Raw genomic sequence first — 22265 nt, 5'->3', positions numbered from 1 at the left:
TACTAGAAGATATCTCATAACTCAAGTCTCCCAAGTTTCTTCCCTCACTCTCTTGATTTCTAGTTGATCAAATTTTGTGCCGCTCAATAAGAATTCATTAAAATCAAGTTTCTGTTTTTTAGCTTTTGATAATCCTGCCTACTTATAAATACTGGTATATTCAGGAATTTTTATTAATTTCTTTTTAGCATAATATTTTATTAATCTTCCATTAATTAGTTCAATGGTTATTTTTGCTATAGCTTCTTGATTTTCTTGTGAAATATGAATTTTCTTGAATTTATCATTATTACGTAGCCCAGCTTTATATGCTGTACTATCCTTTTTTAAGTTGCTAACTATCTTCTGAAAATTTGTAATATCAAACCCATAATCATTTATGGCAATTTTTTTATAATGTAATTTTGAGTTATTTAAGAAATTACTTAAATCAAAATTACCATATTTTACACATTTATTAACTGTACGTTTCAAGTTATTTTTGGTAATATTGTTAATATATTGCATCATAATTGTGGTAGTGAATTTCTCTTTTTTACTATGAGTATGATTTGCCACTATTGTTTTTATAAGATTATCCAAACTAAACTGAGTATTAGTTAGATTTTGTATTTTTAGATCTAGTACAGATGCTATTATATAGCCTCTGTCATATGGTAACTCGTTAGCTAGAGCATTATCCCAATATAATTTTGATATAGTTTCATTATCAAATAATAAGTAAGGAGAGGTATAATATTTTTGTAAAATCTTGTTATAGTTCCCTAAATATTCTTCAAATGTTACAATTCCATTAGTTAAATTAATCTTGTCAGTAAAATACTGTGTAAATCCTTCTGTAAACCACTTATATAGTGTTTCCTCTTTTTCCTTTATCAGAGTATTGCCTATCCACTTATGCAAATTTTCATGTGCCAGTAGGTGCTTAATATTAAAATCATTTACATTAAACTTCTCAGGTAATAGATACAGAACAGTATTACCGCCAATTAAAGTACCATAGAAACTATTATGTTTTCTATGGTTATTTATGAATACAAACAAATTATCATTATTCTTTGTTTTATCATTATTCTTTGTTTCAAAGAATCTCTCTTGAGCATTTATTATTTCATACAAAAGTTTTGTTAAGCTTTCTTGTGATTTGGTATCTATACTAAAAAATATTATGTTGTTACCCTTATAATTTACATTTTGTAAGATACTATGGTTTCCAGATATAGCAAATCCCTTTGAAATTAAGTTATCTGCAGTAAGATTAAGCTTTTGTATTTTATTAGCAGCAATATTGCCAAAATTAGTAAATACATCATTATGACTAGCAAATTTAATATCTACATCTATACTTTCGTCGTTTGTATATAATTTGGGGCATATTAAGGCAAACTTATATAAAAAATAAAATCCCTGGTCGATTATGTAAGTATAATAGCTTGATCCAAGTTTTTCTTGAGTATTCAATATATCATACCATACAATAATCTTTTGATTGGGTTTATGCGTTATTTTATTAGCATTTTTTATAAAAACACCATTTTCTACATGAATATTTTTTATTTGATTAGACAAATCATGTCCTCAAACTTGATGAGGAATATATAATTCTGTTTGATTTGAATTAGGAGAAGTAAATTCCAACTTAATTCTAAGCTTCTTATCCTTAGGAAAATGATAAACCTCATATGATAAGCTACCAAAAGCTTTGCTAATAAAAAAAACAAAGATACATACTGCAAATATCTTTAAGTTTACGTTTAATATATAGTTAGCCTATCATTAAGTTTGTCTATAGATATACCGGAGACTAATAAATATTTGGTAATGTGTGCATATAATGTTTGTAATGCATCACAATATGTCGAAGGGTTGTTAAATCTATTTTCTTTACTAAATCTGTCAATTATATTACCTCCACCGCAAACTTTTTCCCAACAACAAGAGCTACATTTTGGGGGCATCTCAGTTTGTGCTTTAGCTAATTCTAAAAAGATAGGATAGTTTAAAAAATCTTTCAAACTAATGTCAGTAATATTAGCCCCCGTATTTGTTACAGTATTTGGATCAGTATACATTAAACCCGTAGCAGGACCTAGTTCACCATCACCACGAATAGTTATCAATGGCAAAGATAATTTATTAGGTGCTCCAATCCCGTATATTAATCGCTCTCCTCCTAAAAAGATTCTTAAAAATGAATTAAAAAATCTAATTTTAATCGTAGGGTCATCTGCCTTAGTCCAAATTTCAAATAAGTCTGTAAGACATTTCGCATATTGATCCATACTATGAGTTGAAACTTCATTGTGAGTGAGATGAGGAAGCAGTAAGTCAAAACTCTTAACTTTTAACTCATTTGTAATAAAACTATAAATCTTTTCCCCCCTATATCTGGATTGACAACAGTTAATACACCAAATCTCATAGAAGATTTATGTAACAATTCGATCTTTTTTAAAAGTCTATCGTATGAACCGCGACCAAAAAAATCTACCCTGTGTTTATCGTTATATTCTTTTGGTCCATCAATACTTATTCCCACATCTACAGAATGTTTTTTGAAAAGTGCTATCCATGCTTCATTTATAAGCAAACCATTTGTCTGAATTGTTAACCGCAACTTTATTTTTGAAGATAAATTAGTAATTAGTATATTACATAAATCGTCAAATTCTTTTATGCCATATAATAAAGGTTCTCCGCCATGAAATGCTATATCCAAAGCATTTAATTCTAATTCTTGAATCCCTTCAAGCAAAAATTCCACTAATCTTTCTATAGTTTCATTCTTAATCCTTGCTGGTCTTTGTTTATATGAATCATCTGGTCCATTAAAAAAATAACAATAAGTGCAATTTAAGTTGCATCTTTCTGCTATTTTTAAAATAATGCCTAGCTTATTCATTATAGAGAACCTTAAATTTATTATACATATACACTATTTGTATGAGTATTATCATGAGTATCTTCATTATCAGTGTTCAGAGTATCAAGTCCCATTAAAATTAATGGTAAATTATTAGCGTCAGACGCCTGATTGTATCCAAACGGATATAAGTCTAGTTTTGCTAAAGTGTCTATAAATTGATCTAGTTTTGCTTTCATATTAAACCCCTTTATTAATTTATTGCTTTTAATCTTCATTAGATCCATAATTATCTATTTTATCACAAACATTCTGTATATTACAATATATATTTTAATATGTAAAGCGTCTTTTGTAAAAAAAATAGTAAATATTAAGTTTAGTGACAATTATGCAAAAGAAAAATAGTGTTTTTTTCATAGGATAGGATTATGCTAAGATTTAAATTACTCTTATGCTAACAATATTCGTAAATAACCGAACAAATGACGTTTTACCTTAATAATTGCTGGCTTAATATTTATAAACCTAAAGGCATAAGCTCAGCAAAGCTTGTTTCTATCATTAAGAAAAACCTTGCAGGGGCTAAAGTTGGTCATTGTGGAACCTTAGATGTTGAAGCAGAGGGGGTATTGCCTTTAGCAATTGGTGAAGCAACAAAACTAGTACGAGTTCTAGTAGATGCAAAGAAAACTTACATTTTTACGGTACAGTTTGGTAGGCAAACTGATACAGCAGATGCTTCAGGAAAAATAATAAAGGTTACTGATAATATTCCTATTTCAATTGATTGCCATAATATATGTAAAAAATTCATAGGTACAATTAAACAACGTCCTCCTGCCTTTTCTGCTATAAAAGTTAACGGTATTAGATCCTATAAATTAGCACGAGAAAATTTGACAGTCGAATTAACCCCTCGGAATATTGAAATATATAATCTAGAATGTGTTAATTTTGACCATCAAAATAATCAAGCTACCTATAGGGTAGAATGCTCTAAAGGAACCTATGTAAGAACCTTAGCAGAAGATATTGCTTTATCCTTGCAAAGTTTAGCATTTGTGTTAGAATTACAGCGTACTAAGGTTGGAATATTTACAGCAATCAATGCTATTAAATTATCAGAACTTGATATACAAAAGCAAGAAATGAAACAGTTCCTTGCAGAAAAAGCTATAAAAATTGAAGCAGTACTGGACGACATCCTGGTGCTTGATGCTACTACTGACCAAGCTAAGAAAATCATTCATGGTCAGAAATGCTATTTTGATTATCCTGAGAATATTGAATTAATTTGGATTCGGTATCATGACTCTCTCTTAGCAATTGGTAGCTTGAGTGAAAATTGCTTTAATTCTTTACGAGTATTTAACCTATAAAATAAACATGGAGATTACTGATGTCGGTTACAGCACAGCGTAAGCAGCAATTAATTACAGAATATGCTACTAAAGAAAACGATACTGGTTCTAGTGAAGTGCAATGTGCAATTCTAACTGAAAGAATCAATAACTTAACAGGGCATTTTAAAACTAATCACAAAGATTATTCTTCGAGAAGAGGATTATTAATGTTAGTTGGTCGTAGGCGTCGATTGTTGGATTATATCAAGAAGCAAAGTCTAAGCAGATATTTGTCGTTGATTAATAAACTAGGAATAAGAAAATAAAATAAAGCCCGGTTAAAAAATCAAAAATTTTATCCGGGTTTTTTGTTCATTAAATAAGGAATAAGAATGTTTGAAGAAATAACAAAAACGATAGAATTAGGTGGGAACCGACTAGAATTAACTACTGGTAAAATTGCTCGTCAAGCTGATGGAGCAGTTATGGTAAAAATGGGAGGAAGTGTTTTATTATGTACTGCCGTGAGTAGCAAAGAAGTAAAAGAAGGGATAGGATTCTTTCCTCTTACTGTACACTACAAAGAAATGGCATTTGCTGCTGGTAAAATACCTGGAGGATTTTTTAAAAGAGAAGGTAAAGGGTCAGCAAAAGAAGTATTAGTCTCACGCTTGATCGACAGACCGATTAGACCATTATTCCACCGAGCCTTTCTTAATGAAACACAAGTAATTTGTACTGTTCTTTCATACGATCCTGAATGTAATACGGATATATTAGCAATTATTGGAGCATCGGCTGCATTGGCTTTGTCTAATGCACCCTATCAAGATATAGTAGCAGCTAGCAGAGTTGGTTTGATAAATGATCAATTCATATTAAACCCTTCATTTAGCCAATTAAAGGATAGTAAATTAGACTTAGTAGTGGCAGGCACTAAGACGTCAGTTATGATGGTTGAGTCTGAAGCCGATCTATTGTCCGAAGAAAAAATGTTGGAAGCTATTGAGTTTGGTCACAAGGCATTACAGCCTGTAATTGAATTGATTAATGACTTAGTAAATATTGCTGGGAAACCTAAATTACAGCTTACCGAGTTATTCCCTACTAGCTTAAAGGAACAAATTAGAAGCATCGCATCAGAAGATATTCAGCATGCTTTTTCTATCAAATCAAAACAAGAAAGGGTCTTAGCGGTAAAGCATGTTTCTGATATAATTAAGCGACATTTTGCCGAAGATATTGCTAATAATAATCTTACTAATGCTCAGATTGAGTTCGCTCTTAAAGAAGTAGAATCAGAAATATTACGGCAAAACGTATTAAAGAGTAATATTCGTATCGATGGTAGAAAACCGGAAGATATAAGAAACATAGCTTGTGAAGTGGCTTTGTTGCCAAAAGCACATGGTTCAAGCTTATTTACTAGAGGAGAAACACAAAGTTTAGTAGTCACTACACTAGGTACTGGTCAAGATGAACAAATTATTGATAGTTTAGACGGGGAATATAAAGAGCGTTTTATGCTTAACTATATTTTCCCTCCTTATTCAGTAGGCGAAGCAACCCCAGTAAGAGCTCCTGGTCGCAGAGAAATAGGTCATGGCAAACTAGCATGGAGAGCCATTAACCGCATGCTGCCAACTAAAGAACAGTTCCCTTATTCTATTAGAGTAGTGTCAGAAATTACCTCTTGTAATGGCTCATCATCCATGGCTACTGTTTGTGGTAGTTCCATGGCTCTTATGGATGCTGGAGTACCGATCAAAACTCCTATAGCAGGTATTGCTATGGGTTTGATAAAAGAAGGCGATAAGTTTGTAGTATTATCCGATATTATGGGGGATGAAGATCATCTTGGAGATATGGATTTTAAAGTAGCTGGTGGCACACACGGCATAACCGCATTACAAATGGATATAAAAATATCTGGAGTAACGTTTGAAATAATGAAGCATGTTTTAGTTCAAGCAAAGCTTGGTCTTGTTCATATTTTACAAGAAATGGATAAGACTATTAATAAAACCAATAACCATATTAGCCAGTATGCGCCTTGTATTCAAAGTTTTAAAATTGATAAAGATAAAATTAGAGACGTCATAGGAGCGGGTGGCAAAGTAATACGCGAAATTTGTGATATGACATCGGCTAAAATTGACATAAGCGACGATGGCAATGTAACTGTTTCGGCTGTAGGTAAAGAGAAGCTAGATATGGCTGTCGAAAAAATTAAGTCAATTGCTTTTGATCCTGAAATAGGCGGCATATTCAATGGAACTGTTGTTAAAATATTAGACTCTGGAGCATTTATCAATTATTTAGGTAATCGTGATGGATTCATACATATTAGTGAGATTTCAAAAGAACGTATTGAATCTGTATCTAGTGTTTTAAAACATGGAGATATAGTAAAAGTTAAACTTATTGGTTTCGACAATAAAGGCAAAGCTAAATTAACCATAAAAAATATCGATGCTGAAATTACTCGGGACGTTACAACTAATCAAAAATCTGAGTCTTATAAAGATAACAGCGATAATAATGGTAATAAACGCGAATATGCAAAGAAATGGCAAAATAACAAAACAGCCTCCTCTAATGAAGATGAAGTTGTAACTAAGGAGCGTAAGTATTTTAACTGATTAAGGTATTGACTCAATAAAAATACAATGTTACAAATATTAAGTACTAGATTGTTATATCTAGATATAACAATCTAGTGATTCTACACTAAACAATTTGGCTGTATATTATTGTTCAGCGTAAATATAATTAGGTTAAAATTATTTAATGGAGGTTGTAATGAGTAAAAATAAGGGTGTTAGCACTACTAATGATAGTAAATTTTCTGCACCTAGAGAACCGGGGGTAGAACCAAGTTGTGTGGTACTAACCTATTCTGTTTGTGAAACATTAAATTCTGCAATAGAAACTATGCAATATAATGGAACAAGCGTACATTACAAGATAGATATAGAACCAAACAAAAAAAAGAGCAGCAGTACCAAGACCATAATGACTTAGAATCAAAAACCTTTTATGCCGGTAAGAGTAGTTGGAAAGGGCAAGAAAAGGTTAATGACTTTGGTATAGGCATTATGCTTATTAATAATGCAAAAAGTGCTTTTACAGACTCTCAAATAAATAAATTAATAAAATTACTTGAAGATATTACAGTTAGATATCCAAACTTGAATCTTGAGGAGAATCTTGTAGGGCTTGGTGAAGTTGCTGAAAGGCATGTAGCACCCGGAAAATTCTTCCCTTGGAAACAACTTGCAGATGCTGGCTTTGGTAAATTTATACCTACTACGAAAGAACAAGCAGAACAGATATTAATACGAAAAGGTGATAAAGATACAGAAGTCTCTAAAAAAGTCTCTCATGTTCAAGAACAGTTAAAAGACCATGGTTATGGTATTGAAGTTGATGGAAAATGTGGTGATAAAACCGCCACTTGGTTTGAGAAATTTAATACACGTTATGTTCCTGAACAATCCCCTCCAAATGAGTGGAGTGAGGCAAGTCAATTTGTTTTAGATGAACTTCACCCTAATGTAACTTTAGCAGGTGTTGTTGATCTTGAACATGATGCTTAATCAGAATTGCTGTAATAAAAAATGTTCTTAGGGGTGATGTCACCGCCATTATGTCATCCCAGCGAAAGCTGGGATTTCAAAAACCTTTAACTCTAAGGTGTTTTTAGATTTCCGCCTATGCGTTATTGCGAGCGAACGTACGTGAGCGTGGGGCAATCTATGAAGCTTGCATATGGATTGCTTCTCGGTCGACCTACGGGTCTCCTCGCCAATGACGGTTTTTTAACTTTCAACAGTTGTGGGTGTCATCCCTGTTCCTTCGGAAGTATATTCTTCTGCTTGCTCGCCCCTCATTTTCAAATCCAATTCTTTAAATCATTTGAGTGTACCAGCTTGTTCAAATAATACTTGCTTTTCATTATTGATTACCTGTTCTATCTTACTTGTCAATTCTCGAACATCAGATTGTTCTATTTCCTCTATCGGGATAACATCAATAATCTTTACTTGGATTACCCCTGGTTTCTTAATCCAAAAACCCTTTGGCCAGTATACCCCTGCATTGTGAGCCATCATCACGATCGGTACTTTTGCTAGTGAGGCTAATTTTGCCGCACTGGGTTTAAATTTAGCATTTTGTTCTGGTTTGAATCTAGTAGATTCAGGGAAAATAACCAACCATAAACCACTTTTTATCTTTTCTTGTCCTTCTCTTAAAATTTGACCAACTGAAATATTGGCATTACGATCTACGGCAATTGGCTTAACCATTTCCAATCCCCAACCGAATAATGGGATATTAAATAACTCTTTTTTTAATACCCAAGAATGTTCAGGTATAATTAATTGTACAAATATTTGTTCCCAGCATGATTGGTGATTAGACAATACTATAGAAGGAGATGAAGGCAATTTATCTAGACCAAAAACTTGGTATTTTAAACCACAAAAGATTCTAGCCAGCCAAATAAATACATAGGAGAAAATAACTCCAATCCTGTAACGTATATAATAGTTGACATTAAAATATGTTACAGGTATGTAACATATAAGGAAGAACGTAATGGTAAATATAGCAAGTAATGCATAAAATATTAATACTCTTAAACGCCAAAACATAGTTGGTTAATCTTAGTTGTTAATAATTGATTTGATTTATACAGCAAGTCTAATGGGTACAATAGCATAAAATTACGTCTACATATAGATATAATTAGTAATTATTCGGGGAAATTAAATGAAAAAAACAGCTCTATCCGGATGTCAAGTGACCGGGACTCTGCATTTAGGAAACTATCTCGGGGCAATTGTTAATTGGTCTAAGCTCCAAGATGAGTATAACTGCTTATTCTTTTTAGCCGATTTGCATGCTATTACTATAGTTCGTTCACCTATAGATCTAAATTCTTCCATATTGCAAACTGTTGCTACATATATAGCAACAGGACTTTTGCCGGAGAAAACCACTATATTTGCCCAAAGTATGGTGAAGGAGCATACTGAACTTGCTTGGATATTAAATTGCGTTACTCCGCTTGGTTGGCTTAAACGGATGACTCAGTTTAAAGACAAAGCAGGAAAAGACCAAGAGAGTGCTGGTTTAGGATTATTGTCTTACCCAGTATTGATGGCGGCTGATATATTATTATATAATGCTGATATAGTACCCGTTGGCGATGATCAAAAACAACATTTAGAGCTTACTAGAGATATTGCGGCTATCATCAACAGGAAATTCAATCAAGATATCCTAAAATTACCAGAACCATTAATTCAAGGTTCATCAAGAATAATGAGTTTAAAAGATGGTCGTAAAAAAATGAGTAAATCTGATCCATCTGATTTATCTCGTATTAATTTAAATGATAGTCGAGATCAAATTTATCAAAAAATTAAAAAAGCTAAAACCGATCATTTAGCTGAGATTAGTTATGATCCTCAGAATAGACCGGAAATCAGCAATTTAATTAACATTTATTGCAGTTTATCTGATAGTAATGTTGACACAATAGTTAATCAATACCAAAATAGCGGTTTTGCTAAATTTAAGGATGATCTAGCTGATATTATCATCACAACTCTAACTCCCATTAATACCAAATATGCAGAGTTAATGAAAAACCAAGATTATCTAGTAAGCACACTACATGAAGGAGCGGATAAAGCTAGAATTACTGCTGCTAAAACTCTTACTGAAATCAAAAAATTAATGGGCTTTGTTGTGTAAAAACCAATTACTATTTAAACAGCTTACTAAAAATTAATACTCCTCCTATCCACAGCCAAAGCCGCTTCTTTTATAGCTTCACTTAGGGTAGGGTGGGCGTGGCAAGTTCTTGCTATATCTTCTGAAGAAGCCCCAAATTCCATAAATGCTACAAGCTCTGCAATCATAGTTCCAGCTGAACAGCCTATTATATGGGCTCCAAGTACTTTATCCGTTACGCTATCAGCTAATATTTTTACCATCCCATCAGTAGAGCCTGTGCTTCTCGCTCGACTATTTGCCAAAAACGGAAATTTACCAACTTTGTAATCAATCTTAGCTTCTTTCAATTGTTCTTCTGTTAAACCAACACTTGCCACTTCTGGATAAGTGTAGATAACACTTGGAATAAGATTATAATTAACATGACCTGCTAAGCCTGCCATAATTTCAGCGGCAGCAACAGCTTCCTCTTCTGCTTTATGAGCGAGCATAGGTCCGGCAATTACATCACCGACAGCATAAATATTCGGAATTATTGTTTGGAACTGGCTATTTACCGTAATTCTATTTTGTTTGTCCGTTTCAATAGCTAATTTATCTAAACCTAAATCTGTTGTATGGGCTTTTCTACCAACAGCCAATAACACTATATCAGTAGTTATTTGTTGCACTGAGTTATCGGCTGTTTGTTGTATATTCAAAATAACTTTTCCTGCTTTTTTCTCAGCAGACAGCACCTTAGTATTTAATCGCAATTCAATAGATTGCTTTTGCAGGATTTTGGTAAATTGACCGATAATCTCTTTATCTAAAGCTGGCACAATACTTCCAGCATATTCAATAACCGTTACTTTAGAACCAAGCCTATTCCATACCGAACCAAGCTCTAAACCGATATAACCACCACCAATCACTACCATAGTTTCTGGGACTTTAGCAAGGCTCAAAGCTCCCGTTGATGAAACTATATATTCCTCATCAACAACAATATTGGGCATTTCAATAATATCAGAACCAGTAGCAATTAAAATATTTTTAGCCGATATCTGTTCAATTGATGTACCGTTAGTAATTTCCACAAGATTGGCTGAAATAAATTTGGCACTTCCTGTAAATTTAGTGATTTTATTTTTTGCAAACAAGCTTTCTATGCCTTTGCATAAGTCTGATACTATCTGACTTTTTTTAGTCATCATTTTTTGTAAATCAAGTTTGGCTGAGGTCATAATGCCAATATCGGCACAATGGTTCAATACTTCATGATATTTCTCAGAGAAATTTAGCAATACCTTGGAAGGAATACAGCCAACATTTAGGCAAGTACCACCAAGCGTCACCCTTTTCTCTATACAGGCAACCTTCATACCCAACTGGGCTGCTCTTATTGCTCCTGTATAACCAGCAGGACCACCACCAATTACTATTAAATCAAATTCTTGCATATATTTTTCCTTACATATAATAATTAATGGCATTATAAACCATAAATATACGAACACTAATAGCTAATTTGAATTTAATTCAATTATTTTTTGATTATTTTATTGTAGTAAATATTGGCAGAGTTAATGCTTTATGGTCAAAAGTGAAACTAGTACTACAACCATTTAGTTCATTTAGTTTACCTATTAAAATATCAGCAAAATCTGTATTACAGTTCTCATATTCTCTAACAGTTAGCGATAAAGTTTTGTGATCCTCAAACTGGAATTCTATAGTAGCAAATATTTCTTTTAGTACATTTATTATTTGGTTTTTTGAATATTTATAACCTCGTCCTAAAACCCAAATTATTGCACAAACTACTATGTTATTTCTAAATATAGAACCACTAATACCTGAATATTGCTCAATTAATTTTGTAGCTTTGCTACTTTGTACTTTGTCATCTTGAATCAAATAACGAATTAAAACATTAGTATCAATTCCGATCATATCCACTCTTAATGGATTCATTCATATCTTCGATACTTAATGGTGTTTTCGGTTTGGGAAGTATTCCTTTTAAATTTTTAACTGGCTTATTAATTGGCACTACTATAAAAGAGCCATCTTGTATAATGAACTCTAATTTACTGCCAAAAGATAAGTGTAGCTTGTTTCTAATATATGATGGGATAGTAACTTGTCCCTTACTTGTAACTGTTGAGTACTGTGATTTCATAAGATACCATATTATGTATACTCGGTGAACTTCAAGAATTGGCGTCGTCGTGTCTAAAGATCGAAGCTGCTCACGTACTAATGTACGCCTAGCAGCTCGACTTTGACACTCCTAGCTCTTCTTGAAGTTGACCTTCGTCTACCAACTCTTCATTTACGAGCAGTATATATTTGCTATGATTATTATAATAATGTAAGGAGAAAGTAAGAGCAAGCTATAAATGCTTATTTTTTCCTACTATTTTAAATTATGAGTTATTTTTATACTATTCTTACTCGGAGAGGCAATGAAGCTAATTATATTAATTTGTTCGGTAAAAGTGTTAGTATCATTGCGTAGAATAGAAAGCATTTGCTTCGATATTATATTATGAGAGTTTTTTAATAATGCTCCGGATTCTCCAATATTCTTTAATTCTCTAATGAAATCTAAAGGGCTTTTATAGCTCAGCTGAATATTTTCATAATCAACGATAATTTCTGTGAATCCTGCCTGTCCTAGTAAAGGTGTTACGTGATCAAAATGGATAAAAGGGGAAACATGTTGAAAGTGAGGGCGACTTAATGCTATTTCAGCTTCAATGAATTTCATTCGTAGTTCTTTTAGGCTGTTACCACCGATAAAATTACCAATAAATAGACCATTTGGTTTTAAAATACGTTTTATCTGTAACAGAAAATTTTGTACATCATTGATCCAGTGTAGACCCAAGGAAAAAGTTATTAGGTCAAAACTAGCTGCTTTAAATGGTAAGTTTTCTTCATCAACTAGTAATTTGGGAGTATGGTCAAACGATTGTAACATAACATTTGATGCACTAGCCGCTACAATTATAGCATAGTTATAGTTCTGCACTAATAGTTTAGTTAGTATACCAGTACGACATTCTAAATCTAAAATATCAGGAAATTCTTTATCAATAATATTTAGACGTTCAATAATATCGAATGCTGCATACTTAAAGAACGAACACTCAGCGATATTATCCACCACTTTGTCACGATTAGATTTTAACTTCTCACGATCAAATATAATTGTTACCTCTAGCTAGCTCTTGGTAATACTACCATAATATTACTCTTATATTTCCTAATATTACTTTCAAATGAAGCTCTCTGTTTATTCCTCAAAAGCATGTTTGTTGGCAGAGGAGGTGTATTATTATAATAATTGTACCCACTATACATGTTAATAGAGTTTTTATACAAGTCCATATTGTTAGCAATTTTGATAACATCTTGTTTATATTTAGAGCCAAACTCATGGGTGGCTGAATGGTAATGAGCAATTGCTTTGTGCCAACTACCTAACTGATCATATTTAGCTTTTAGGAATTTAGCAGCATAGGCGACGTTTTTCTTAGGATCAAAAGCTTGATTTAAAGAGTTAAATGCATTTAAATGATGTTTTAAGTTGATTTGCATACATCCTACATCAATATTTTCTTTGCCTTGAATAATTTGTTTTTTGACAAATGATATTGCCTCTTTTTTAGTATTAAAATAATAGCCTTTACCTTCAACATTGACAGTCCAAGGCCAAACCACTTTAATTTTATATTCAGTATGTTTTTTGCCCGATTCTTTTAAAGCTATCGAGTGTAACGTATTAGGAGGAATTTTATGTACCTTTTCAAAGTAAGGAAACATCCTTGAGCATTTATGTGATTCAGCAATTTCTATGTCTATATTAGCATATGCTACATTAACATGTAAATATAATGGAAAAAGAAACAATAAATATAGGGCTAATATTGACCTAATGGACATAATTATTATCATTTTACTTTATCTTTTGGAGCATATTAGAAATTTTCCTACAAGGCAAGTTATGTCTCGTTGTCCTATAATTTTGTCACATAAATATTTTGTTAATAGAAAAATATGCTTATTTTCATTGACTTTATTAACATAGAGCTTTAAAAGGTTTAGTTCGGCTTCATTACATTATCTATGTTAAATAGTGTTAGTCTTTAGGTAATTTTTTGTATAAAATAATGTTACCATTCAAAAGTATTTTTACTAAAATTCAGGAAATCATTTGGCCTATAGAAAGAGAGGAATTGAAACTTTTTTTGCCTATGGCATTAATGATGCTGTGTATTCTTTTTAATTTTGGAACACTTAGATCCGTTAAAGACGGATTGGTCATACCATCAATAGGAGCAGAAGTCATTAGTTTCCTAAAACTTTGGTTTGTTCTTCCTTCCTCTATATTATTTACTATAATATATGTAAAACTTAGTAATCACGTACGTTTTGAATATATTTTTTATATAGTAATTTCGAGTTTTTTGCTTTTTTTCCTGATATTTGCTTATATCATTTACCCTAATCAGGAGTTTTATCATCCAAATGCTGAGCAGGTAGAACATTTAGTATCATTGTATCCTAATTTTCGATGGTTTATCAAGATAATGGGTAAATGGAGTTATGCTCTCATGTATATTTGTTCAGAATTATGGAGTGCAGTAATTATTAATCTAATGTTTTGGCAATTTGCTAATAATATTTTTGATACCAGTAAAGCGAAACGTTTCTATCCAATTTTAGGAGTGGTAGGTAATGTTGGCCTGATTTTAGCTGGCAATGTATTAGTAGCTTTCTCAAATGTACGAGGGGTAGTCGATGCTCAAGTTATAATAAATGAAGATTTGCAATATAAATCAGAACTAATGCTACAACCTGTTATTTCTATAATAGTGTTTGTTGGTATAATTTCCATGCTGTTATTTAGGTTAATTAATTATCTTATTTTGAATGACGAGGTGCTAAAGGCTGATTTCCAAATAGTTCAAATACAGGCAAAAACTTCCTTATCACTTATGGATAGTATAAGGTTGGTTATTAACTCAAAATATATTGGACGCATTGCTTTATTGATAATTTGTTATGCACTACTAATTAATATAGTGGAAGGTCCATGGAAAGCTAAGGTAAGGGAGCTTAATCCCAATATGTTAGATTATATACATTTTATGGGTAGGTTTAATATTTGGATGGGAATTTCCAGCGTTACTTTTATGATAGTTGGTAGTAATGTGATTAGGAAATTTACTTGGTTAATTTCAGCATTATTAACACCCTTAATGCTTTTGATAACTGGTTTAATGTTTTTTATCTTTGTTATTTTTTCAGAATATATAAGTTTTGGTATAAAAGACTTTAATCCAATTTATGTGGCTGTAATTATCGGAGGAGTACAAAATATTTTAAGTAAATCAACTAAATATTCGTTATTTGATTCAACAAAAGAAATGGCATATATTCCTTTATCATTAGAACTTCGAACAAAAGGTAAAGCTGCTGTTGAGGTTATTGGTATTAAATTTGGTAAGTCCTTAGGAGCTTTTATCCAGTCTTTTATATTTATTATAGTGCCTACTGCCACATGTGATTCAATAGTAGTTTATTTACTAACAATTTTTATTATTATAGTTATTTTGTGGTTTTGGAATATAGTACAACTAAACCGGGAATATGTGAAATTATGTAATTAGCATGCGAAAAAAGTTAATATATATATCAGTTATAATTGCTGTAATCCTATTGATTTATACCATTTCATGGTTGGTAATTGTTACTTCTGTAGCTAGTAAGATTAATGGGCAATATAGTAACCGCTATATCGCTGCTAATTCGATAGATAGTGAACAAAAATATTTCATTAAATTTAATAAAGTTGTTAGCTATGGTTTTCCGTTTAAAATTGCCTTGCAAGTAATTGGTTGGCATGAAGAGGGAGAGAATAGTATAATTGAATTTAATTCCCCGATTTATATAGGTTATGATTTACTGAAACAGGCTTGCTTTATTAGTTATTTTGGTGACGCAACAGGTCGCTATAAACCTATTGAGTTGGGATTTGGTACAAAATTCGAAAGTGGTAATTATTCTTTTATAGCCAAAATGCCTTTAAGCTTTAAATTATTTAAGATTTTTATACAAAAAAAAGATCCGTTTGAAATTATAAATTTTATAAAAAAGTTGGAATTAACATCTGAGAAAACAAAAATTTTTGATTTAGTTGACGGGCAGAAATTATATGATGAAGATCATACAATTATTTCATTTTCACTAGAAAGGAATAAATATTATACTGATCTAGAAGATTTTAAAAATAATGTGCCACAAAAATTAAATGTTACTTATTCAACAAACATCTTAGAAAGTAATATTATAAACAGAAGAATACCAGCTGGTCTTTTATTATATAGATTTGCTTGGCCGATACCTTTTAGTTTTGAAGGTAAGTTTTATATAAAAACTAATAAATCTTTATATAGTGAATTTGCTAAAGATTTGGAAATAAAAATGATATCCAGCAAGTTTTCAAGTAGTATCCAAGAATCCTTGACTACTTTATTGTATCAAAGTAAAGTAGAAGAAGGTAGCAATGATAGTCATCTTAAGGTTGAATCAAAAATTGATTTGAAGCCAGGATTTTCTGATAATATATTGAATTCTATACAGTATTTATTGTCATATATATCGCTACTCCCTAATAGTTCATCTTTAATAGAAGAATTACAGTATATTAACAGTAATAAAGATAAATTCAACTTGACTGAATTAGAGAACCATCAATATATTTTTGATTTAGATATAAATTTTTTTGCTAGAAAAAAAGATATAATGAGAGCTCAAATAAATAATCTTAGTTTGTTTTCTAATAATACCGGGTTTCGATTATCAAGCGAATGCAGGCTAGATGCATTTAGAAAATTTGATATTAAGGGACTTATTGTCTTCAATAATTATTTAAAGGCAACGGATATTATAACCAATTATTTCTTTAACTTGGGTAGGTTTAAAACATTCTCAGAAGATAGTCGTATTGTATACAAAGAAGGTACGAGGTATTTTTTAAGAACCATATCAGATCATCCTGATTCTAACTCAGGTGACATAAGTTTTGAGTATAATTTAGATTCAAGTAATATAGAAAAAGGCAAAATAGGTTCCGTAGACTTTAATAAATTTTTGCCATTATATTATCTAGCATTATACAAAAAAGCCTCGGAAAAAATACATATTGGTGATAATGTAACAAAAAGGATACAAGAACTAGTACCTGATTTTAATGAGCATCATTCATTGTTAAAACAATTAATGATCCAGCCTTTTTTGGAGGTTGATAGTGATGTTTGGCAGGAAGTCATAAAATAACCTGAATTCGATGTAACAAGTTACATCGAATTCAGTATTATATATAGAAACAATCAGGTTTGAAGCGGCTGCCCACCTGATTGTTAAAATATAATACTCCATTCAATATGTGATTTTAATAATTAAAATCACATATTGAATGATGAAAAAAGTTAAAATGCACCCGCTTCAAGAGTGCATTTTTCCTTATAACAAAGCAAGTATCGATATAAGAATTATTAATTCTTATATCGATACTTGAGGTTAAAATAGCATTAGAGATGTAAATTGGATACTATAAAAATAATACATAAAGATTTAGCAGTAGAACTGTCTAGCTTAAATAAACTTATTCTGACCCACTTAGCTGCCAAAGAACAACTAGTTGGCGTAATAGGTAAATATTTACTAGAATTTGGTGGAAAGAGAATCCGGCCATTACTAACAATTCTAACTAGTAAAATGTTTGGTTATGTCGGTGAAGATAATATCAAACTTGCTGGAGCTGTAGAATTTATTCATGCAGCAACTTTACTTCATGACGATGTAGTAGATGAAAGTACAATGAGAAGATCCAAACCTACTGCTAATGTTGTTTGGGGAAGTAAGGCTAGTATTCTAGTTGGAGATTTTTTATTTAGTCAATCATTTCAGTTAATGGTAGATACCAAATCTGTTAAAGCTATGAAATCTTTATCAAGAGCTTCAGCAATTATATCAGAAGGTGAAGTTTCTCAGCTTGTGAAATTGAATCAGCGGAGAATTATTGACGAAACAGAATATAATGAAATAATTATGGCTAAAACTGCAGAGTTATTTGGAGTATCTTGTGAAGTAGGAGCAATTATTTCTAGTCAATCTAACGAGATCTGTGAAAGTTTACAAAATTTTGGTAGATATTTAGGAAATATTTTCCAAATTATTGATGATTTATTTGATTATTTAGGAAATAGTCATGATATTGGCAAGAATATAGGTGATGATTTTTTAGAAGGAAAAATAACTCTACCCCTAATCTTTTTATATAAGAAGCTTGATGATACCGGGCAATTAACAGTTCAGAAAATGATTAAGGCGGATAATAGATCTGAGAGTGAATTTGAGATAATACGAAGTTTGATGATACAACATGGTATTAAGCAACAAATTATCGACCATCTAGCAAACATTAAGAATGAGGCTAGTAATTTATTAGAGCAAATCCCTATACAGAATATTTATAAAGATCATTTAGCTTCTTTACTTGAGTTTACGTTAAATAGGTCTTATTAGGTTATGTTGCCAAGGTTTATGCGATAATAATAATTTAACCTGAGTTCATACAACATTACCGTACCTCATACCTAGTTACAATTAAATCTGATCCTCAAACTTTTACGATTAATATGCAAAATATTCCAACTGATATTGAACAGCTTTCTGAATTAGAGGCAAAAGATTTACTAAAACAATTGGCAAGTGAGATAGAAAAATATAATAAAGCATATCACCAAGAAGATACTCCTCTGATTTCTGATGCTGAATATGATCAATTATTTAATTTAAATCTTGAACTTGAAAAAAAATTTCCTCATCTTGTGCTGGCAAATAGTCCAACTAAACAAATCGGTAGTCTAGCTGCAGAGAAATTTTCTAAAGTAAAACATATAAATCCAATGTTTTCTCTTAGTAATGCATTTGATAATGAGGATGTATCAGAATTTATAAATAGAATAAAGAATTTCTTACGTCTTGATAGTTTTCAACCTATCTTTTGCGAACCTAAAATAGATGGTTTATCTTTTTCTGCTACCTATAAGAATGGCATACTCACCGCTGCTGCGACAAGAGGTGATGGTTTTATTGGAGAAGATATAACTGAAAATATTAAGACTATCAAGCATTTCCCTCATTCAATAGTCTTGGATACAGCAATTTTGGAAGTAAGAGGTGAGGTTTATATCAATAAACAAGATTTTCTATTATTAAATCAAGCACAAGAATTATCAAAAAAAGATAAATTTGCAAACCCGCGTAACGCGGCTGCTGGGTCGTTAAGGCAGTTAGATCCAAACGTTACAGCAAGTAGACCTCTAAGGTATTTTGTTTATGCTGTGGGAAGTAGTAGTAACAAAATAGCTGATTCTCAGGATGCTTTATTAGATAAGTTAAAAGAGCTAGGGTTTATCGTTAATAATATAGGAAAATTAGCATATTCTGAAAATGATATGAAATCTTTCTATGAATATTTGAATTTGTCTAGAGAAGAGCTGCCTTATGAAATTGATGGTATTGTCTATAAGCTAAATGATTTTGCTTTGCAGCAAAGGATGGGTTTTATCGCAAGAAGCCCAAGATTTGCTATTGCTCATAAATTTCCTGCGATAATTGGTCAAACTAAACTAATTAATATTACTCTACAAGTAGGTAGAACTGGCGTATTAACTCCGGTTGCTGAGTTAGAGCCGCTTTCTATTGGTGGAGTTAGGGTATCAAGAGCTACCTTACATAACTATCAAGAAATCATCAGAAAAGATATACGGATCAACGATTATGTGTTTTTGCAGAGGGCAGGGGACGTCATACCGCAAATTACTGCGGTAAATTTTACTAGACGCTCTAGTGAATCACAAAAAATTGATATGCCAAAACTTTGTCCGTCTTGTGATTCTAATTTACATTATAATCAAGAGACAATAATAATTCGTTGTGATAATGGGTTAAATTGTCCTGCTCAGAATTACGAACGAATTTGTCATTTTACTTCTAAAAATGCTTTAGATATAGACGGTTTAGGAAAGAAGCAAATAGAATTTTTGCTGGAAAAATCTTTAATAGAAAATCCGGTGGATATTTTTTATTTACAAAATAATAATGAAAAAAGCTTAGTCAAGCTTGAAAATATGATAGGATGGGGGCGAATTTCTGTAGAAAACTTATTCGCAAACATTGAAAAATCCAAAACCGTCCCCCTAAATAAATTCATTTATTCCCTAGGAATCAGACATATTGGCGAACAAAATGCCAAATTACTTGCTCGAGAATTTCAGAATTATGGTAATTTTATAGAAGCTATGGAATCTTTATTAAAGGGTGATCAGCCTATGTACCAAAGGTTAAATGATCTAGAAGGAATAGGAGATAAAATTTTGCTGGATATTATAGACTTCTTTGATATTAAAGAAAATCTACAAATTATTCATAAGTTAAGTAAAATTTTAGAAATTCAAGACTATAGTGATCAAACCACCAAAACCGCATTAACTGGTAAAGTTGTAGTATTTACCGGTTCTTTACTTACTCTTTCAAGAGCAGAAGCAAAATCTCAGGCAGAGAAATTAGGAGCTAAAGTAAGTAGTAGTGTTTCGTCTGCTACTGCTTTAGTGGTGGCGGGTAGCGATGCCGGTAGTAAACTCAAAAAAGCTAAGGAACTTGGAATTAAAATTATTGATGAAGACGAGTGGCTGGAGTTAGTATATACTAATTCTCCCACATCAATCCAATAAAGTACCTAGGGGAATTTGTACCCCACGTATAAATTCTTCAACGTTTAAAGCTTTTCTTCCTTCTTGCTGTAATTTTCTGATGATCAAAGTACCCTTACCACAAGCTATTTCTAAGATATTATTATTAACCACAGTACCAGGCTGTAATTTAACATCCAAATCATTATAATACGCTTCTAGGATCTTTATAACTTTACCTCTATATTCAAAATATATTCCAGGCCATGGATTCATACCTCGAATTCTACAATCTATTTTGTAAGCAGTCTCATACCAATTTATCTTCCCTTCTTCTTTCTTGAGTTTATGAGCATAAATTACTCCATCTTTATCTTGGACAATCCTTGGTAGGTTATCAATATTATCTAAAGTTTTAACCAATAAATCAGCCCCTATTTCTGCACATTGGTCATGCAAAACTGGTAAAGTTATTCTAGGAGAGAGTGAAAACGAATGCTGCAATATAATATCACCAGTATCCCACCCCTCATCCATCTGCATTATGCATACGGAAGTTTCAGAGTCTCCCTCTATAATAGTACGCTGCAATGGAGCAGCTCCCCTATGACGTGGTAAACTTGAGGGATGGATATTAAGACATCCATATTTCTTGGCTTGTAGGATAACTTGTGGTATCAAGAATCCATAAGCAACTACTACTATTATATCCGCATTAATTGAATTAATTAAATTGGTTATTTCTTCGGTTTTCAAGGTTTTAGGGGTATAAGTTGGAATATCATATTTTGATGCCAAACTATGGATAGGTGATGCTACCTCATTTAGCCCCCTTCCTTTAGATTTTGGAGATTGAGTGAATACAGCAACCACTTGGTGATCTTTACTGTTAATTAAACTCTTAAGAGTAGGTACAGCAAATTCAGGCGTACCCATGAAAATTACTTGCACAAAATATTATTTTTCAGTTTTTTTAATTTACGTAATGCTATGTCCTTTTTTATATCACTTAAATAATCAATTAGTAGTCTACCATCTAAATGATCCATTTCATGCTGAATAACCCTAGCAAGCCAACCATCAGCTTTTAATTCTTGTTGGTTATTATGATAATCTAAGAATCTTATAGTTATAGACTCAGACCTTGCTACTTCGACCCGTTGTTCCGGTAGAGATAAACAGCCTTCTATTGCCACAACTAATTCTTTAGATTTGTCTATTATCTTCGGGTCAGCGATAAATAATGGATAAAACCCAGCGGGTCTTTCTGTATCATCATTATTCTGCAAATCAACTACCAATATACGCTGAGCTATTCCAATCTGAATGGCAGCTAACCCCACACCATGATCATGATACATAGTTTCAACCATGTCATCCATTAACTTTCTTATATTATCATCGATTATCCTTACTGGCAAAGATTTTTGTTTTAATCTTGAATCTGGAGCAGTCACAATAGGTAACACAGGCATAGTACTTTAAAACCATAAATTATTTATACTTTTCTGCTTTGAAATTCGTAGGATTATTTGAGTATACAAAAACATTTAC

Annotated in this window: 22 protein-coding genes; 10 read left to right on the top strand and 12 right to left on the bottom strand. The window is 31.8% G+C overall.

The annotated features are described in order from the left end of the window. Window positions 1-138: 138 nt before the first annotated feature. The 4 genes from AAGD26_RS03225 to AAGD26_RS03210 form a co-directional block, all read right to left on the bottom strand. Window positions 139-1569 (bottom strand): hypothetical protein, encoded by a 1431-nt coding sequence (locus AAGD26_RS03225; RefSeq protein WP_341752210.1) that lies wholly within the window; start codon window positions 1567-1569, stop codon window positions 139-141. Between the two features lie 185 nt (window positions 1570-1754). Then, the gene (locus AAGD26_RS03220) at window positions 1755-2282 is read right to left on the bottom strand and encodes a hypothetical protein (protein WP_341752209.1); all 528 of its coding nucleotides are present in this window, start codon (window positions 2280-2282) and stop codon (window positions 1755-1757) included. 62 nt (window positions 2283-2344) lie between these two features. Continuing rightward, window positions 2345-2902, bottom strand: coding sequence for a radical SAM protein (locus tag AAGD26_RS03215; protein ID WP_341752208.1), 558 nt, complete (start codon window positions 2900-2902; stop codon window positions 2345-2347). Window positions 2903-2922: 20 nt separating this feature from the next. Then, window positions 2923-3102, bottom strand: coding sequence for a hypothetical protein (locus tag AAGD26_RS03210; protein WP_341752207.1), 180 nt, complete (start codon window positions 3100-3102; stop codon window positions 2923-2925). Between the two features lie 246 nt (window positions 3103-3348). Between AAGD26_RS03210 and truB the strand changes: the two genes are divergently transcribed. The 5 genes from truB (at window position 3349) to AAGD26_RS03185 (ending at window position 7808) form a co-directional block, all read left to right on the top strand. Beyond that, window positions 3349-4245: a tRNA pseudouridine(55) synthase TruB gene (gene truB, locus AAGD26_RS03205; protein WP_341752206.1), complete on the top strand. Its 897-nt coding sequence runs from the start codon at window positions 3349-3351 to the stop codon at window positions 4243-4245. A gap of 20 nt (window positions 4246-4265) precedes the next feature. Next, on the top strand, window positions 4266-4535 hold the full coding sequence (gene rpsO / locus AAGD26_RS03200; RefSeq protein ID WP_341752205.1) for a 30S ribosomal protein S15: 270 nt from the start codon (window positions 4266-4268) through the stop codon (window positions 4533-4535). Between the two features lie 66 nt (window positions 4536-4601). After that, window positions 4602-6851 (top strand): polyribonucleotide nucleotidyltransferase, encoded by a 2250-nt coding sequence (gene pnp / locus AAGD26_RS03195; RefSeq protein ID WP_341752204.1) that lies wholly within the window; start codon window positions 4602-4604, stop codon window positions 6849-6851. Between the two features lie 160 nt (window positions 6852-7011). Then, entirely contained in the window at window positions 7012-7233 is a 222-nt protein-coding gene (locus AAGD26_RS03190; protein ID WP_341752203.1) for a hypothetical protein, read from the top strand. 74 nt (window positions 7234-7307) lie between these two features. Further along, on the top strand, window positions 7308-7808 hold the full coding sequence (locus tag AAGD26_RS03185; protein ID WP_341752202.1) for a hypothetical protein: 501 nt from the start codon (window positions 7308-7310) through the stop codon (window positions 7806-7808). Window positions 7809-8123: 315 nt separating this feature from the next. Here AAGD26_RS03185 and AAGD26_RS03180 read toward each other — a convergent pair whose 3' ends face one another. Beyond that, a complete protein-coding gene (locus AAGD26_RS03180; protein ID WP_341752201.1) occupies window positions 8124-8867 on the bottom strand; it encodes a lysophospholipid acyltransferase family protein in 744 nt (247 codons plus the stop codon). A 118-nt stretch (window positions 8868-8985) separates the two neighbouring features. Here AAGD26_RS03180 and trpS point away from each other — a divergent pair, with 118 nt between their 5' ends. Continuing rightward, window positions 8986-9975: a tryptophan--tRNA ligase gene (trpS, locus tag AAGD26_RS03175; protein ID WP_341752200.1), complete on the top strand. Its 990-nt coding sequence runs from the start codon at window positions 8986-8988 to the stop codon at window positions 9973-9975. Between the two features lie 26 nt (window positions 9976-10001). Here the strand turns inward: trpS and lpdA are convergent, their stop codons facing one another. The 5 genes from lpdA to AAGD26_RS03150 all read right to left on the bottom strand — a co-directional run bounded on the left by lpdA (window position 10002) and on the right by AAGD26_RS03150 (window position 13902). Next, window positions 10002-11399, bottom strand: coding sequence for a dihydrolipoyl dehydrogenase (gene lpdA / locus AAGD26_RS03170; RefSeq protein ID WP_341752306.1), 1398 nt, complete (start codon window positions 11397-11399; stop codon window positions 10002-10004). Window positions 11400-11493: 94 nt separating this feature from the next. Continuing rightward, a complete protein-coding gene (locus tag AAGD26_RS03165) occupies window positions 11494-11892 on the bottom strand; it encodes a type II toxin-antitoxin system VapC family toxin (RefSeq protein WP_341752199.1) in 399 nt (132 codons plus the stop codon). After that, window positions 11879-12121: an AbrB/MazE/SpoVT family DNA-binding domain-containing protein gene (locus AAGD26_RS03160; protein WP_341752198.1), complete on the bottom strand. Its 243-nt coding sequence runs from the start codon at window positions 12119-12121 to the stop codon at window positions 11879-11881. The genes AAGD26_RS03165 and AAGD26_RS03160 overlap by 14 nt, the downstream gene beginning before the upstream one ends. 237 nt (window positions 12122-12358) lie before the next feature. After that, window positions 12359-13045, bottom strand: coding sequence for a methyltransferase domain-containing protein (locus AAGD26_RS03155; protein ID WP_341752305.1), 687 nt, complete (start codon window positions 13043-13045; stop codon window positions 12359-12361). 119 nt (window positions 13046-13164) lie between these two features. After that, the gene (locus AAGD26_RS03150; RefSeq protein ID WP_341752197.1) at window positions 13165-13902 is read right to left on the bottom strand and encodes a lytic transglycosylase domain-containing protein; all 738 of its coding nucleotides are present in this window, start codon (window positions 13900-13902) and stop codon (window positions 13165-13167) included. Window positions 13903-14117: 215 nt separating this feature from the next. Here AAGD26_RS03150 and AAGD26_RS03145 point away from each other — a divergent pair, with 215 nt between their 5' ends. The 4 genes from AAGD26_RS03145 to ligA all read left to right on the top strand — a co-directional run bounded on the left by AAGD26_RS03145 (window position 14118) and on the right by ligA (window position 20753). Beyond that, a complete protein-coding gene (locus AAGD26_RS03145) occupies window positions 14118-15620 on the top strand; it encodes an Npt1/Npt2 family nucleotide transporter (protein WP_341752196.1) in 1503 nt (500 codons plus the stop codon). A 1-nt stretch (window position 15621) separates the two neighbouring features. Then, a complete protein-coding gene (locus tag AAGD26_RS03140; protein ID WP_341752195.1) occupies window positions 15622-17289 on the top strand; it encodes a hypothetical protein in 1668 nt (555 codons plus the stop codon). Between the two features lie 267 nt (window positions 17290-17556). Beyond that, window positions 17557-18540, top strand: a complete 984-nt coding sequence (locus tag AAGD26_RS03135; RefSeq protein WP_341747973.1) for a polyprenyl synthetase family protein — start codon at window positions 17557-17559, stop codon at window positions 18538-18540. A gap of 113 nt (window positions 18541-18653) precedes the next feature. Continuing rightward, window positions 18654-20753, top strand: coding sequence for an NAD-dependent DNA ligase LigA (ligA, locus tag AAGD26_RS03130; RefSeq protein ID WP_341752194.1), 2100 nt, complete (start codon window positions 18654-18656; stop codon window positions 20751-20753). Here the strand turns inward: ligA and fmt are convergent. Together fmt and def are read right to left on the bottom strand one after the other, a co-directional pair. After that, window positions 20742-21662, bottom strand: coding sequence for a methionyl-tRNA formyltransferase (gene fmt, locus AAGD26_RS03125; RefSeq protein ID WP_341752193.1), 921 nt, complete (start codon window positions 21660-21662; stop codon window positions 20742-20744). The two genes, ligA and fmt, sit on opposite strands and share 12 nt — an antisense overlap. Continuing rightward, complete coding sequence (gene def / locus AAGD26_RS03120; protein WP_341752192.1) at window positions 21653-22186, bottom strand: peptide deformylase; 534 nt, start codon at window positions 22184-22186, stop codon at window positions 21653-21655. Before def ends, fmt begins: the two co-directional genes overlap by 10 nt. Between the last annotated feature and the right edge of the window lie 79 nt (window positions 22187-22265).

This window comes from Candidatus Tisiphia endosymbiont of Piscicola geometra (genome assembly GCF_964026415.1).
In the GTDB taxonomy this organism is placed as follows: Bacteria; Pseudomonadota; Alphaproteobacteria; order Rickettsiales; family Rickettsiaceae; genus Tisiphia.
This window is presented reverse-complemented; position numbering and strand designations above follow the sequence as displayed.

Bases quoted from the DNA above. Each gene is read 5' to 3' on its own strand.
- AAGD26_RS03220 (WP_341752209.1), bottom strand. From the start codon at position 2,282: ATGGATCAATATGCGAAATGTCTTACAGACTTATTTGAAATTTGGACT.
- AAGD26_RS03215 (WP_341752208.1), bottom strand. From the start codon at position 2,902: ATGAATAAGCTAGGCATTATTTTAAAAATAGCAGAAAGATGCAACTTA.
- AAGD26_RS03210 (WP_341752207.1), bottom strand. From the start codon at position 3,102: ATGAAAGCAAAACTAGATCAATTTATAGACACTTTAGCAAAACTAGAC.
- truB (WP_341752206.1), top strand. From the start codon at position 3,349: ATGACGTTTTACCTTAATAATTGCTGGCTTAATATTTATAAACCTAAA.
- rpsO (WP_341752205.1), top strand. From the start codon at position 4,266: ATGTCGGTTACAGCACAGCGTAAGCAGCAATTAATTACAGAATATGCT.
- pnp (WP_341752204.1), top strand. From the start codon at position 4,602: ATGTTTGAAGAAATAACAAAAACGATAGAATTAGGTGGGAACCGACTA.
- AAGD26_RS03190 (WP_341752203.1), top strand. From the start codon at position 7,012: ATGAGTAAAAATAAGGGTGTTAGCACTACTAATGATAGTAAATTTTCT.
- AAGD26_RS03185 (WP_341752202.1), top strand. From the start codon at position 7,308: ATGCTTATTAATAATGCAAAAAGTGCTTTTACAGACTCTCAAATAAAT.
- AAGD26_RS03180 (WP_341752201.1), bottom strand. From the start codon at position 8,867: ATGTTTTGGCGTTTAAGAGTATTAATATTTTATGCATTACTTGCTATA.
- trpS (WP_341752200.1), top strand. From the start codon at position 8,986: ATGAAAAAAACAGCTCTATCCGGATGTCAAGTGACCGGGACTCTGCAT.
- lpdA (WP_341752306.1), bottom strand. From the start codon at position 11,399: ATGCAAGAATTTGATTTAATAGTAATTGGTGGTGGTCCTGCTGGTTAT.
- AAGD26_RS03165 (WP_341752199.1), bottom strand. From the start codon at position 11,892: ATGATCGGAATTGATACTAATGTTTTAATTCGTTATTTGATTCAAGAT.
- AAGD26_RS03160 (WP_341752198.1), bottom strand. From the start codon at position 12,121: ATGAAATCACAGTACTCAACAGTTACAAGTAAGGGACAAGTTACTATC.
- AAGD26_RS03150 (WP_341752197.1), bottom strand. From the start codon at position 13,902: ATGATAATAATTATGTCCATTAGGTCAATATTAGCCCTATATTTATTG.
- AAGD26_RS03145 (WP_341752196.1), top strand. From the start codon at position 14,118: ATGTTACCATTCAAAAGTATTTTTACTAAAATTCAGGAAATCATTTGG.
- AAGD26_RS03140 (WP_341752195.1), top strand. From the start codon at position 15,622: ATGCGAAAAAAGTTAATATATATATCAGTTATAATTGCTGTAATCCTA.
- ligA (WP_341752194.1), top strand. From the start codon at position 18,654: ATGCAAAATATTCCAACTGATATTGAACAGCTTTCTGAATTAGAGGCA.
- def (WP_341752192.1), bottom strand. From the start codon at position 22,186: ATGCCTGTGTTACCTATTGTGACTGCTCCAGATTCAAGATTAAAACAA.